Source organism: Kordiimonas sp. (assembly GCF_965216265.1).
Taxonomy (GTDB): domain Bacteria; phylum Pseudomonadota; class Alphaproteobacteria; order Sphingomonadales; family Kordiimonadaceae; genus Kordiimonas.
This window is the reverse complement of record NZ_OZ244153.1, coordinates 1,249,751-1,262,715: the sequence shown is the minus strand read 5'-3', so window position 1 is coordinate 1,262,715 and position 12,965 is coordinate 1,249,751. Positions and strand designations below refer to the sequence as shown.

At 53.3% G+C, this 12,965-nt stretch carries 12 protein-coding genes; 9 read left to right on the top strand and 3 right to left on the bottom strand.

Annotation, left to right across the window (positions count from 1 at the left end):
- Positions 1-48: 48 nt before the first annotated feature.
- Positions 49-1,983: a prolyl oligopeptidase family serine peptidase gene (locus tag ACOOGA_RS05860; RefSeq protein WP_420429924.1), complete on the bottom strand. Its 1,935-nt coding sequence runs from the start codon at positions 1,981-1,983 to the stop codon at positions 49-51.
- 318 nt (positions 1,984-2,301) lie between these two features.
- On the opposite strand from ACOOGA_RS05860, the gene sdhC reads away from it, so the two are divergent.
- The 7 genes from sdhC (at position 2,302) to ACOOGA_RS05825 (ending at position 8,705) form a co-directional block, all read left to right on the top strand.
- On the top strand, positions 2,302-2,697 hold the full coding sequence (gene sdhC, locus ACOOGA_RS05855; protein ID WP_417462513.1) for a succinate dehydrogenase, cytochrome b556 subunit: 396 nt from the start codon (positions 2,302-2,304) through the stop codon (positions 2,695-2,697).
- Between the two features lie 3 nt (positions 2,698-2,700).
- The gene (gene sdhD / locus ACOOGA_RS05850) at positions 2,701-3,084 is read left to right on the top strand and encodes a succinate dehydrogenase, hydrophobic membrane anchor protein (protein WP_417462514.1); all 384 of its coding nucleotides are present in this window, start codon (positions 2,701-2,703) and stop codon (positions 3,082-3,084) included.
- Between the two features lie 3 nt (positions 3,085-3,087).
- Positions 3,088-4,875 (top strand): succinate dehydrogenase flavoprotein subunit, encoded by a 1,788-nt coding sequence (gene sdhA / locus ACOOGA_RS05845; RefSeq protein ID WP_417462515.1) that lies wholly within the window; start codon positions 3,088-3,090, stop codon positions 4,873-4,875.
- Between the two features lie 17 nt (positions 4,876-4,892).
- Entirely contained in the window at positions 4,893-5,669 is a 777-nt protein-coding gene (locus ACOOGA_RS05840; protein WP_417462516.1) for a succinate dehydrogenase iron-sulfur subunit, read from the top strand.
- A 120-nt stretch (positions 5,670-5,789) separates the two neighbouring features.
- A complete protein-coding gene (locus tag ACOOGA_RS05835; protein WP_420429923.1) occupies positions 5,790-6,515 on the top strand; it encodes a substrate-binding periplasmic protein in 726 nt (241 codons plus the stop codon).
- 2 nt (positions 6,516-6,517) lie between these two features.
- The gene (locus ACOOGA_RS05830) at positions 6,518-7,231 is read left to right on the top strand and encodes a substrate-binding periplasmic protein (protein WP_417462518.1); all 714 of its coding nucleotides are present in this window, start codon (positions 6,518-6,520) and stop codon (positions 7,229-7,231) included.
- Between the two features lie 142 nt (positions 7,232-7,373).
- Positions 7,374-8,705, top strand: a complete 1,332-nt coding sequence (locus tag ACOOGA_RS05825) for a substrate-binding periplasmic protein (protein ID WP_420429922.1) — start codon at positions 7,374-7,376, stop codon at positions 8,703-8,705.
- Here the strand turns inward: ACOOGA_RS05825 and ACOOGA_RS05820 are convergent.
- On the bottom strand, positions 8,688-9,485 hold the full coding sequence (locus tag ACOOGA_RS05820) for a tyrosine-protein phosphatase (RefSeq protein ID WP_420429921.1): 798 nt from the start codon (positions 9,483-9,485) through the stop codon (positions 8,688-8,690). The two genes, ACOOGA_RS05825 and ACOOGA_RS05820, sit on opposite strands and share 18 nt — an antisense overlap.
- Positions 9,486-9,692: 207 nt before the next feature.
- On the opposite strand from ACOOGA_RS05820, the gene zapE reads away from it, so the two are divergent.
- Positions 9,693-10,886 carry a cell division protein ZapE gene (gene zapE / locus ACOOGA_RS05815; protein WP_420429920.1) on the top strand — a complete coding sequence of 398 codons (1,194 nt, stop codon included), beginning with the start codon at positions 9,693-9,695 and terminating at the stop codon, positions 10,884-10,886.
- A gap of 1 nt (position 10,887) precedes the next feature.
- Here zapE and ACOOGA_RS05810 read toward each other — a convergent pair whose 3' ends face one another.
- Complete coding sequence (locus ACOOGA_RS05810) at positions 10,888-11,604, bottom strand: 2OG-Fe(II) oxygenase (RefSeq protein ID WP_420429919.1); 717 nt, start codon at positions 11,602-11,604, stop codon at positions 10,888-10,890.
- Between the two features lie 385 nt (positions 11,605-11,989).
- Here ACOOGA_RS05810 and mdh point away from each other — a divergent pair, with 385 nt between their 5' ends.
- Positions 11,990-12,952: a malate dehydrogenase gene (gene mdh, locus ACOOGA_RS05805; RefSeq protein ID WP_417462523.1), complete on the top strand. Its 963-nt coding sequence runs from the start codon at positions 11,990-11,992 to the stop codon at positions 12,950-12,952.
- Positions 12,953-12,965: the final 13 nt, after the last annotated feature.

Here is a 12,965-nt window from a genome sequence, read left to right as displayed (position 1 = left end):
ATAGTTTAAGGTTGGCGCGAGTTGAACCTGCTACCGCAAGCAGGTGTTTTAGTTTCCGATATGTTTGGTGAGGAATTTTTCAAGAGCGGCCAGCATGTCGCGGCGTGATTGTTCGGTATCGAAAAAATGATCAGCACTACGAAGTGGCACAAAGGTCACATCCTTCTTGAAGCGGGCCAGTGCTTTATACATTTTCTCACCATGAACAAATGGCACCACCGGGTCGTCTTCGGCGTGCAGTATCATCACGGGTGATTTGATTCTAGCCGCTTGGTGATACGGGGAGACATCCTTGGTGTTGTGGCCTTTAAGGCCAATTTTTTTTGCGAAATCTCTGCGGCCAAAAAAGTCTTTCAGCCGGTCTTCCTGCATGACAAGATCGGAGACACCATTCAGTGAAGCCGCACAGGCATATAAGTCGGGTTCTTTAACAGCGCCCATAAGGGCCGCATAACCACCATAAGAGCCACCGACAATGCAGACGCGCTGTGCATCTGCAATGCCTGCCTCTATCGCCCAGCGGGTGGCATCGGTTACGTCGTCCTGCATCAACCCACCCCACTGGTCGTAGCCAGCGGCCTCAAAATAGTGTCCATACCCTGTTGATCCACGGAAGTTGGGCCTGAGGACTGCGTACCCCCGGTTCGCCAGAAACTGGGCGAAATAGTTGTATCGGTTGTCATCGCGTGAGTAGGGACCACCATGAGGCATGACTATGAGAGGCAGGTTCTCAGACTGCGTACCGCGGGGGGAGGTAAGGTATGCTTCGATAAAGCTGCCGTCTCGCATTGGCACGGCATGTTTCTGTGTACTTACCAGATGGTTGGCGGGTATCGGAACCGCATCCGTATAGCGAGAGAGGTTTTGTGACTGCATATCGAGCGCGTAATAGGTTTCCTCTCGGTCACTGATATGGCGGATGAGATAAAGCCCTGCCGTCTTGTTGCGACTGACGATCTCATTTGAGCCGCCGGGGATAAGTTGGTTGAGCTGTGCCTGTAGGGCAGCAAGTTCCGCATCAAAATATTTTACCCGTGGCAGGTCATCATTATATCGCACCCCGACAAAGTCGCCTGTTTCTGGGTCCTTTGCGATGCCGGTTACGTCAACTGTGGGATGCTCAAACAGAATGGCTGCCCGTTCACCTTCTTGAACATTGAAGGTGATGAGCCGCCTCAAGCCACGATCATTGGGCTCAAGCGCATACATAATGCGAGGGTCGTCTGTGAAGGTAATCAGATGAACGCCGTTGTCCTCAAGCCAGCTTGTGTCCTGAATTTCCTCATGATCGTTAGTGTCAGGGTCGATATAGAGGATGCGAAGGCCTTTGGGGCTACCTCCGAAACCGAGACGATATTCGTGGTTTTTGTCGACGTACCAGTTGTTGATCCAGTCGTAGCCTTCCGTAACATTGCTGAAGGCTCCATTCTCAACCTTCACACGGCGAATCTCTGCTCGTGCATCATAATCAGAATCGATGGCGAGCAGGACGTGATCAGGGTCGTCGGACAGGAAATCCACCACTTTGTCCCTGATTTGTGGCGGTTTGCGTGCGAAAGGATTGCGTTTGTACGCCTTCGGCTCTTTGGCCATGTTGACATATCCGGGTTCACTCTTGTGCACCGAAAACAGGGCCGTGCGGACATAGGAATTGTCATCCCAACTATCGGAATATCGGTAGGAGACCAGCAGGCGGTCATTATTCGCCCACCGAAACCATGAGATATCGGTATCCTCAACGGGGGGGATGGCCTCTGGTTTCCCCGCTTGGTCAAGCGGCCGGATGATGAGGTTTCTGCGACCGTTGATCGGGCTTATGTAGGCGATAAACTGTGCGTCAGGCGAGAGTTGAGGGTTCGAGAACTGCGGCAGTTTAGCGAACACTTCGATAGGTAATTGATCAGCAGGTTCGTTTGCTTGTGCGGTCGGTAAAAACGCAATAAGGCTTGAAAGCGCGAGAATATGCGCCAGCGAAAAATTCATCAATCCAGACCCCCAAGACCAGAATGGCATAATCGTATCAACTACACCGTGACTAGCAGATGGGTGTGTGGTCTGCAATGGCAGGTTGTGATTAATTTGGCAAAGGTGTCGGGCGTGCCGGTTGCTTGGCTGTCGTGTCGCCCTAACTCACGCTGTGAACAGGGATGAGTACCCCCTATGGCGGTTAAATTTCAAGATTTAGCCAAATCCTTTCTTGCGGTTGGACCGTATGGGGAGCTAAAACAATGCCTGATTCTTTCTGCGGCGCAGCATTCGCCGCCGCAGGGCCAATATGTCAATTCTGTCAGGGGATTATTCATGGCTCAAGTGAAACGCCCGCTTTCGCCCCACTTACAGGTTTATCGCTGGGGATGGCACATGGCGGCGTCGATTATCAACCGGGCAACCGGTGCGGCGCTGGCTTTTGGGTCTATCCTGCTTACCTGGTGGTTGGTGGCTCTTGCGACGGGGCACGAGTATTTCGATATTGTTCAAGGCTATGCGGGGTCGATTGTCGGTCGCCTTGTGCTTCTTGGGCTAACCTTCGCGCTGATGCAGCATCTGGCTGGCGGTATCCGCCACCTGATAATGGACATGGGGAAAATGTACGACCTCAAGGCCAATACAGCATCAGCCAGGCTGACCTTTGTGTTCTCAATCGTCATGACGGTCGTGATCTGGGTTGCGGCCTATAAAGTATTGGGGGTGATGTAAGCCATGGCTGATATGAAAACACCACTGGCCAAGGTTCGTGGGCTCGGTTCCGCGAAAGACGGCACGCACCATTGGTGGCTACAGCGCGTTACGGCCATTGCCAATATCCCGCTGGTGATCTTCATGGTCATCTCCTTTGTGGGCAACGTGGGCAAAAGCCACGCTGAATGGGTCGCATGGCTCAAGCAGCCGCTTGCCAGCGTTCTTGTGATCCTGTTTGTTGCCAACTTCGTTTATCACATGCGCCTTGGGTTGCAGGTGATTGTGGAAGATTATGTGCATGACAAGGGCACCAAGATCGCCTCCATGTTGGTGATCACTTTCGCCTGTGTGCTGATTGCGGCGCTCAGCATCTTCTCCGTTCTTCGTATAGCGTTTGGGGGATAAATCATGACGAGCAGCTATCCCATTACAGTGCACACCTATGATGCCGTTGTTGTTGGCGCGGGCGGATCTGGCCTTCGTGCCACCATGGGCCTCGCGGAAGCAGGCCTCAAGACAGCATGCATCACTAAAGTATTCCCAACCCGGTCACACACCGTGGCAGCGCAGGGCGGTATCGCGGCATCCCTTGGCAACATGGGCCCGGACAGTTGGCAGTGGCATATGTATGACACCGTCAAAGGCTCCGACTGGCTTGGTGACCAGGACGCGATTGAATATATGGTGCGTGAAGCACCGGCAGCTGTGTATGAGCTGGAACACTATGGCGTGCCCTTCTCCCGTACGGAGGAAGGCAAGATTTACCAGCGTGCTTTTGGCGGCATGACCACTGAGTTTGGTGAGGGCCCACCAGCGCAGCGCACGTGTGCTGCGGCTGACCGCACGGGCCACGCCATGTTGCACGGGCTTTACCAACAGTCGCTCAAGTATGACAGCGACTTCTATATCGAATATTTCGCGATTGACCTGATCATGGAAGGCGGCGAATGCCGCGGCGTAATCGCCATGAACATGGAAGATGGTTCGATCCATGCTTTCCGCAGCCAGTCAGTAACGCTCGCGACCGGTGGTTACGGCCGTGCGTATTTCTCATGCACATCGGCTCACACCTGTACAGGTGACGGTGGCGGCATGGCGCTGCGCGCGGGCATTGGCCTTCAGGATCTTGAGTTTGTTCAGTTTCACCCAACCGGCATTTACGGTGCAGGTGTACTTATTACCGAAGGCGCGCGCGGTGAAGGTGGTATCCTGATCAACAGTGAGGGTGAGCGCTTTATGGAGCGTTATGCGCCAAGCGCGAAGGACCTTGCATCGCGTGATGTGGTGTCCCGCTCGATCTCGAACGAGATCAGGGAAGGGCGCGGTGTTGGCGCAAACAAGGACCATATGTTCCTGCACCTTGACCATCTTGATCCGGCTATTCTGGCTGAGCGTCTGCCGGGTATTTCCGAGTCTGCAAAAGTATTTGCGGGCGTGGACGTGACCAAACAGCCAATCCCGATCATTCCGACGGTGCACTACAACATGGGTGGTATTCCAACCAACTATCATGGCGAAGTGATCAACCCGACGGCAAGCGACCCTGACGCAACCGTGCCGGGCCTTTACGCGGTGGGTGAGGCAGCTTGTGTGTCTGTTCACGGTGCAAACCGGCTTGGGTCCAACTCGCTCATTGACCTTGTGGTCTTTGGCCGCGCAACCGCCCACCGTGTGGCGGAGACGACCAAAGCAGGTGCTACTCAAAAGCCGCTCCCAGCGGGTTATGAAGAGATGGCGCTTGGCCGCCTTGATAAAGCCCGTTATGCGGATGGTTCTACACCAACGGCTGATATGCGGCTTAACATGCAGCGTGTGATGCAAAACAATTGTGCGGTCTTCCGTACGGAAGAAGTGCTCACTGAAGGCGTGAAGCTGATCGACGAAGTGGCTTCAGGGTTTGATGACCTTAAAACCACAGACCGCTCGCTGGTCTGGAACAGTGATCTTATTGAAACGCTCGAGCTTGATAACCTTATCGGCCAGGCGGTTCTCACCATGCACGGGGCGTCGGCGCGCAAAGAAAGCCGAGGCGCGCACATGCATGAAGATTACCCTGATCGGGACGACAAAAACTGGATGAAACATACCGTAGGCTGGTTTGACGGCAAAAAGGTCACGCTGGGCGAGCGCCCTGTGCATGACTATACCCTCACTGAGGAAGTCGACTATATCAAGCCTAAGGCTCGGGTATATTAAGGGAAGGATGTAGACAAATGGCTGAATTTTCGCTTCCCAAGAACTCCCGCGTTGGCAAGGGTAAAACCGTCAAAGCGGAAGGTGCATCAAACACCCGCGCGTTTCACGTGTATCGCTGGAACCCGGATGACGGTGAAAACCCGCGCATGGATACCTTTGAGGTAGACATGGAGGGCTGCGGCCCGATGGTGCTGGACGCGCTCATCAAAATTAAAAATGAGATGGACAGCACAGTCACGTTCCGTCGGTCTTGCCGCGAAGGGGTTTGTGGCTCCTGCGCCATGAACATCAACGGCAAGAACGGGTTGGCATGCACAACCGCGATTGAGGATGCGAAAGGGGATGTATCCATTACCCCGTTGCCGCACCAGGAAGTGGTGAAAGATCTGGTGCCAGACCTTTCCAATTTCTATGCGCAATATGCATCGATCAAACCGTGGATGCAGACCCAGAGCACAACGCCTGAGAAGGAGCGTCTGCAATCACACGAAGATCGTGCGAAGCTGGACGGCCTTTATGAGTGTATTCTTTGTGCCTGTTGCTCCACCTCCTGCCCGAGCTATTGGTGGAACGAGGACAAATATCTCGGTCCTGCGGTTCTGTTGCAGGCTTACCGCTGGTTGATCGATAGCCGCGATGAAGCCACAGGCGAACGCCTTGACGACCTTGAGGATCCGTTCCGGCTTTACCGCTGCCATACCATTATGAACTGTGCAAACGCTTGCCCTAAAGGGTTGAACCCAGCGAAGGCGATTGCGGAGATCAAGAAAATGATGGTAGAGCGCAAGGGCTGAGTTTATTCAGGACCAGATAAATGAAAAACGGGGCCACTTGGCCCCGTTTCTGTTCCATGAGCTTGTTCACCTTTTTTCAAGGTCTCTGGTACATGATGCTCAAGGGGTAGGGTGTAAGGCTTGGTACCGTTGAAATTCTCTGTTCAACTCATATGCGTTATTGGAGCGCTTCTATACGGGACTGACGAGCTTGAGGCCGTAGACACCAGTGTGGTGCGCGCGGGGCAGGCGAATACATTGCCCAACGTTCCCATTTGGGAAGCTATCGTCAAAGAAGCCCAGATCGACGTGGTATTTTCCCCCCTTCCAACAAAACGCAAACGGCGTTCATTCATAGAGGGCTATTTGCTTCTGGATTGCTGTCATCCGCCGATGTACCGGGATACACCGGAGGAAAAGGCTACCCATCTGTTTACTGACCCCATTTATTTCGCACAGGCGCACTATGTCTTTCGGAAAGGCGAAGTTGTGCCCATTGAACGGGGCGAGGATCTCAAATCGTACCGTGTAGCTGGGATTCGTGGATTTGATTATATCTGGCAGGATCAGTTTGGTGACAGGATAGACGGCAGAGACCATGCAGATGTACTTACTCTACTTGAGATGAACCGGGCAGATGTTGGTATTATTACCGGGCTTCAGTTCCGTTTTGAGATGGCAAAAAGAGACTGGCCACTGGAACTGGGCGGGGTAATGGCATCTGGCTATCTTCACGCCAGCGTCCACATTACCAGACCCGACCTGCTGCCGAAAATTAACGCGGCGATCGCGCGAATGAGAGCTGACGGCCGTTTGGACAAGTTGTTGTTGTTAAGTGAGACCCCCATCTCTATGAGTACGCGTTAAATATGGACAAGATAAAATTGAAATATGGGCTGCTTCTGGGTTTGGTTGTCGCTTTCTTCAGCGTGCCTGCTCAGGCATCTGATGTCGCGAAAGCCAGCAGGATTGGCGACAGCGTCTTCCGGGATGTTTGGCACGCCATACTGGATGAAGCCGGAATAGACGTTGAGCTCATTGCAGCTCCGCGTGATGTGCGCCGTGACATGTTCGTGCGTGGTGAGCTTGTGCTAGATTGCTGTTCAGTGCCCGATTGGCGCGCCCGCGAGGACGAGAAACAAACTCAGCTCTGGACATCGCCGTTTTTCTATACGGTGGACCATCTGATCATACAGGAAGGTAAAGAATACGACCTTCCTGATCCCACGGATCTCAGTGCATACCGGGTTGGTGTGGTGCAAGGTTTTGCTTACCGGCGCGATGCTACATTTGGTGATGTCGTTGTCCGTGTTTCATTGGGTGAAGTGTTTGAGGCTGTCGCCAGAGGTGAAGCCGATCTCACAATCGCTAATCATCAGGAATTTCGCCGCAGGCAAAAGCTGAACCCGCTGCCGCTCGTGCTGGGGCCTGTGCATCACAGGCTTGGGCTTAGGGCGAGGGTACACAAAACACGCGCTGACCTGCTGCCGCGGCTTGAGGCAGCCATTAAAGCTCTGAACGCGAATGGCCGCATCGCCCACCTGACAGGCGCGCGTCTCCGCGATATGAAGGTGCCTGAATAATCCGATCTCATAGCCGCTAGCTCGTGGTAATGCTTTAGGTAGCGTTTTTTTAACGCTGCTGTATCACAATGATAGACGGCAATTTCTGTGTGAGGATAGACCCCTGCGGGCGACATTTATACATAGGTTTTTCTTTGGTGTTGTGGGCGCAATATTGTGCGTATCCTCCGGCTGCCATGCGGGGGAAGCTGCCGCCATTCGCGCAGGACAAAGCGATTCTATCGCATACTCCAAAGTGTTTGCAGCCATCCTTGAGGAAGCGGGTATCAAGGTCGATTTTATTTCCGCGCCCCATGGGCGTAAACGGCGCATGTTCTTGGACGGCGTTATTGCTTTGGATTGCTGTGCATCGCCCATCTGGCGTCAGGCGCCAGGGGAAGACGCTGTGCAGCTGTTCTCTGATGCGTTCCATCATTCGCCGGAGCATTATGTTTTCAAGAAGGACCAGGTGATCCCTATCCCCACACCGGAAGCGCTGCGCAAGTTGCGTGTCGCTAAAGTGCGCGGTTTCAATTACCAATATGAGGATTATTTCGGCAGCACCGTTGAGGTGCGGGACATGGAAGATGTGCTCGATATGCTGGTCGCAGGCCGGGCACAGGTAGGCATGATAAACCAGCAGGATTTTTACCGCCGTATGCGCTTGAGGCCACGCATGCTGGAGCTGGGTGAAGCCCATTATATTGCCGATCTCAGGGTGCGGGTGCATAAGGACCACGCCGACTTTCTTCCCGCGATTAACGAGGCAATCGCCCGATTGCAGAAGCGTGGTGTGATCTCGGCTATCCTTCAAGAGGTGTCGATTTCAGGTGAGGAGGCGAAGCCGCAAAAAACTGTTGAGGTGAAAGTGAGCGAGAGCAGTAGCCCGGGCTTTCAGTTGGCATGGCGGGCTATTCTTCAAGAAGCCAATATCAGGCCAGAATTTGTTGATATGCCGGAGGAACGAAAGCGCCGCATGTTTACAAATGGTGAGATCATGCTTGATTGTTGTACTGCGCCAATGTGGCGGGTACGCCCGGAGGAAGTGAATGCCCAGCTTTGGAGCGATACTTTCTACCTGACACGCGAGCAATATGTGTTTCGTGCGGGCGAAGTGAGGGAGATTGTGAAACCTGAAGACCTGCTACAATTGAGGGTCGCGGTTGTCACCGGTTTTGAGTATGAAGATCGACCGTTTTTTGGCGTCGCGGTTGAAGGACGTGACCTTTCGGACGTGCTCAAATTGTTGGCAGCAGACCGGGCTGATGTTGGCATTATCAGCAATGTGGATTTCTATACAATGACCAAGGATCAACCCGATACGTTCGAGCTTGGTGGCATACGCATAAGGGCGCAGCAAAAAATACGTGTGCACCGGGCACAGGCTCATTTGCTGCCACGCATTAACGCAGCGATCACGAGATTGAACCGTGACGGTATTTTGGTCGAGTTACTAGAAGGAAATGGCGCAGATAACTTATCCGCTCAGGAATGACGAGCGCAGTTTATCAAGCCTGTCAGCAGTAAGGCCTAGTACCTTGCTCATGTAATTTTCGGTGCTGCCAAACTCGCGGGCGATTGCCTTGTCTGCAGCATGCAGGAAGTCAGCTTCCACTCCCACAAGCGGAAATACATCCTGGGGCGTGATCTCGCGGTTCGCGCGGGAGGATAACCATCCAGCCAACCGGGTGCTGGTTTCATCCAAATCCACAGCGTCGTTTGTGGTGAGGAAATCAGCCATAACCTGATCTTCATCAACACCAAGTGCGCGCAGCATCAAAGCACCGGTGATGCCCGTACGGTCTTTGCCTGCGGTGCAATGAAATAGCACGGCACCGGGGTTTTTGCGGTCGATGATGGTGTCAAAATAGTCCTTCACGCCGCTGGCGTTGCGTACCGGAATGGTTTCAAAAGCGAGGATGAATTGTGCCCGTAACTCATCGGCAGGGAAAGGGCTTGTTGCGATGCGCTCAAAAAGATCATGGACCCAGGCAGCCGCATTGCCGCCGATGGGCAGAGCGTGATAATCAGGCGCCCAGCTTTTTGGCCAGCGAACCGGGTGGCGCTCTTTCTCGCGGTCGGAGCGAAAGTCGATAACCGTACCGATGTCTCTTGCGGTCAGCTCCGTGCCGCAATCATCTGTCATGTCAGAGAGGTGACCGGAACGGAACAAGTGTCCCCACTTGACGGTGCGACCATCCTTAGTCGTGTAGCCGCCCATATCGCGGAAATTTTTGACACCGGCAAGCGGTACAATTCTCATCGTGGTATTCATTGGGTCTTGCCTTTGTCTCGCTCTGAGGTGCGACGCATACGCACTAGCTTATACCCTGTTGATTATGACGAAGTGACGCGGGGTCAAGTAAAACGGCAAAATTAATGCGAGGCTCGGACGTGAAGGAGGACGTGGGTTTACATTTGTTCGCTCTCGTTCTGCATGCTAGGAAGAATTGAGTTTGTCAGACCATGTAGGCCAATATTTATGACGGAAACGCCCAAGGCCGTTTACGCGCGGCTCGTTGCAGAAGGCGAAGTGAGACCCGACCCGGAGCAGCAGCGCGTGCTGGCGCATTTTGAACGCCTGTATCATGAATTGGCCGACTATCCCGAAGTGGCAGGGCGGGCCGGTGGCCTTTCCATCAAGAGTTGGCGCCTGGCCAATTTCTTTCGCTGGACAGGCGGGGATAAAAAGGCACCTAAAGGCATCTATATTTATGGTGGTGTAGGCCGGGGTAAATCCATGCTTATGGACCTCTTTTATGAGCTCGCACCAGTCGCGCACAAAAAGCGGGTACACTTCCATGAGTTCATGCTGGACATCCATGCCCGCTTAAAAGAGTGGCGCGGCCTTTCAGCGAAAGAACGCACCGAGAAAGGCGGTCGAGCATCAGAAGATGACCCCATCCCGCCGGTAGCACGCCAGATCGCACTTGAAGCTACGTTGCTATGCTTTGATGAAATGCAGGTGACCGATATTGCTGACGCCATGGTGCTGGGGCGGCTGTATAGAGAGCTGCTGGAGCGCGGCGTGGTAATTGTGGCAACGTCGAACCGGGTGCCGGATGATCTCTATAAAGGTGGGCTCAACCGCCAGCTTTTCCTGCCCTTCATCGAGATGATCAAAGCTCAGTTCGAAGTGGTGCCGCTTGATGGCCCAACAGACTATCGTTATGACCGCCTGAAGGGCGTGGACACATATTATAGTCCTGTTGACGATGAGGCGACAGCCAAGCTGTCCGAAGCTTTCTTCCGCCTGACCGACCGAAACGTGGAAGACCGCGACAAGGTTCCCTCAGATGAACTGACAGTTCAGGGCCGCAAACTTCATGTGCCGAAGGCAGCGCGAGGTGTGGCCGTTTTCTCCTTCAAGCGGTTATGTGCGAACGCCTTGGGGGCCGCTGACTACCTTGCGATCGCCCGGGCGTATCATACCGTCATTCTGGTGGCTATCCCGCAGCTTGGGCCGGACAAACGCAACGAAGCCAAGCGGTTCGTCACATTGATTGATGCGCTCTATGAGCACGGTGTGAAACTGTTGTGTTCTGCCGCTGTGCCGCCTGACCAGTTATATGAAAGTGGTGATGGTCACTTTGAGTTTGACCGTACGGTCTCCCGCCTAATGGAAATGCAGTCGAAGGACTATCTCACCCGCGGGCATGGCAAGGAAGACGCTTAACCTAAGGCCTTTTCAGCCAGCCTAGATAACTTAGGCGGCGTTCACCGGCAAATGGTGCCACGTGTTGCACAGCGTGGGATTGTGGCACGGTGAATATATTGAGTGTGTTGAACGATGGTTTGAAGCCACCGGTAATATTGCCGTTGTCATCAAGAAACATGAGATTACCGCCCCAGTTTGGGTCCCAGTTTTTCGTCATCGATATAGTATAGGCCGCCACACGGTTCTCATGTGCGTGGATGTCGCTATGTGTGGTGAGGAAATGGCCAGGCAGATATTGGCTCGCAAAGCTGTCTGAACGGTCAATCTCCGGCGCACCGGTAAGGGTGCGCATGAACTCAAGGAAGGCATCCGAGTTTACATAGTCGTGCATCTGATGCAGCGGGTGACCCGGCTCACGGCCGTTATTGACCGCCTCAGTCATGTAATATTGGTCGAAGAAATACTGGAAGCCTTTCTGCGCTCCCAACTGGATCTTTTTCATGAAGTGGATTTTTTGTTCGCGCGGCATGTTCATCATGCTGGCGACGGGCACCTCGAAATAATTATCGCCCTCATTGTAAGCTGAGAACCAGGTTTTGTTGTTTGCAATCAGATCATACAGGGCATCGGCCGTCTCATTCGTGAAGAAATTTGGTACCTGCAGTCGACCAGTCTTTTTATACTGTTTTGCAAGTTCAGCTGGATCATGCCGATTATCGATAGTGATGTTGATCATCTGATTATGGAGTGTCCCTGTTGTAATTTCACGGAGCGTTTTCGTGCGGATCGCTCCCTTCTGCGTTTGTTGTAGTGATGCGCGGCCAGCTTGGCAACCTTACCCTGCGACGGGCGCAAATGAGAGACTCGGGTGCTTAAGCGACGGTTTTTCTTTCGTTTTATTGCGAGCTATGCGTATTTCGCATGGCTGGTGCCGAAAAATAAGAAGGCTTAAAGGCAGAATTCGCACTAAGGTAACGATTCATAAAGGGATATCGAGCAAGGTAGCACTTCATGACTTGTCTCATGGGGGTAAACGCGCTAGTACCTCCCTGAATATTCATTGTTTTTCAGTACGCGGTTACTGACCTCAAGTGGCCCCAAAACTTGGCTGGAGCATTCTCATGGCACGTAAAAAAATTGCATTGATCGGCAGCGGCCAGATCGGTGGTACTCTTGCACACCTCGCAGCGCTAAAAGAAATGGGCGATATCGTCCTCTTTGACATCGCGGAAGGCCTGCCTCAGGGCAAGGCGCTTGACCTCGCGCAGAGCGCGCCGGTCGAAGGGTATAACTCTGTTCTTAAAGGCGCGAACGACTATAAAGATATCGAAGGCGCGGATGTTGTTATCGTAACCGCAGGTGTGCCGCGTAAACCGGGCATGAGCCGCGACGATCTTCTCGGCATTAACCTCAAAGTTATGAAGGCAGTAGGTGAAGGCATCGGCAAATATGCGCCAGATGCCTTTGTTATTTGTATCACTAACCCGCTTGATGCAATGGTTTGGGCGCTGCAGAAGTTCTCTGGCCTGCCGACAAATAAAGTATGCGGCATGGCTGGTGTACTTGATAGCTCACGCTTCCGCCATTTCCTCGCAGAAGAATTCAACGTTTCGGTTCAGGATGTTACCGCATTTGTGCTTGGCGGCCACGGCGATACCATGGTGCCGCTGACGCGCTACTCTGCTGTTGCAGGCATCCCGGTGCCGGACCTGATCAAGATGGGTTGGTCCACACAAGAGAAGATCGACGCGATCGTTCAGCGCACCCGTGATGGCGGCGCAGAGATCGTTGGTCTTCTGAAGACAGGTTCCGCGTTTTACGCACCTGCAACCAGCGCGATTGAGATGGCGGAAAGCTATCTTAAAGACAAACGCCGCGTGTTGCCGGTTGCAGCGCACCTGACAGGCGAATATGGTCTTGATAATATGTATGTTGGCGTACCGGTGATTGTTGGCGCAAACGGCATTGAAAAAGTGGTTGAGATCAACCTGGAAGGCGAAGAAAAAGCTGGTTTCGATCACTCCGTCGGCGCTGTGAAGGGTCTGATGGAAGCTTGCATCAATATCGATCCGTCGCTCGCGTAAGCGACACGCAAAG

Bases quoted from the DNA above. Each gene is read 5' to 3' on its own strand.
- ACOOGA_RS05860 (WP_420429924.1), bottom strand. From the start codon at position 1,983: ATGAATTTTTCGCTGGCGCATATTCTCGCGCTTTCAAGCCTTATTGCG.
- sdhC (WP_417462513.1), top strand. From the start codon at position 2,302: ATGGCTCAAGTGAAACGCCCGCTTTCGCCCCACTTACAGGTTTATCGC.
- sdhD (WP_417462514.1), top strand. From the start codon at position 2,701: ATGGCTGATATGAAAACACCACTGGCCAAGGTTCGTGGGCTCGGTTCC.
- sdhA (WP_417462515.1), top strand. From the start codon at position 3,088: ATGACGAGCAGCTATCCCATTACAGTGCACACCTATGATGCCGTTGTT.
- ACOOGA_RS05840 (WP_417462516.1), top strand. From the start codon at position 4,893: ATGGCTGAATTTTCGCTTCCCAAGAACTCCCGCGTTGGCAAGGGTAAA.
- ACOOGA_RS05830 (WP_417462518.1), top strand. From the start codon at position 6,518: ATGGACAAGATAAAATTGAAATATGGGCTGCTTCTGGGTTTGGTTGTC.
- ACOOGA_RS05820 (WP_420429921.1), bottom strand. From the start codon at position 9,485: ATGAATACCACGATGAGAATTGTACCGCTTGCCGGTGTCAAAAATTTC.
- zapE (WP_420429920.1), top strand. From the start codon at position 9,693: ATGACGGAAACGCCCAAGGCCGTTTACGCGCGGCTCGTTGCAGAAGGC.
- ACOOGA_RS05810 (WP_420429919.1), bottom strand. From the start codon at position 11,604: ATGATCAACATCACTATCGATAATCGGCATGATCCAGCTGAACTTGCA.
- mdh (WP_417462523.1), top strand. From the start codon at position 11,990: ATGGCACGTAAAAAAATTGCATTGATCGGCAGCGGCCAGATCGGTGGT.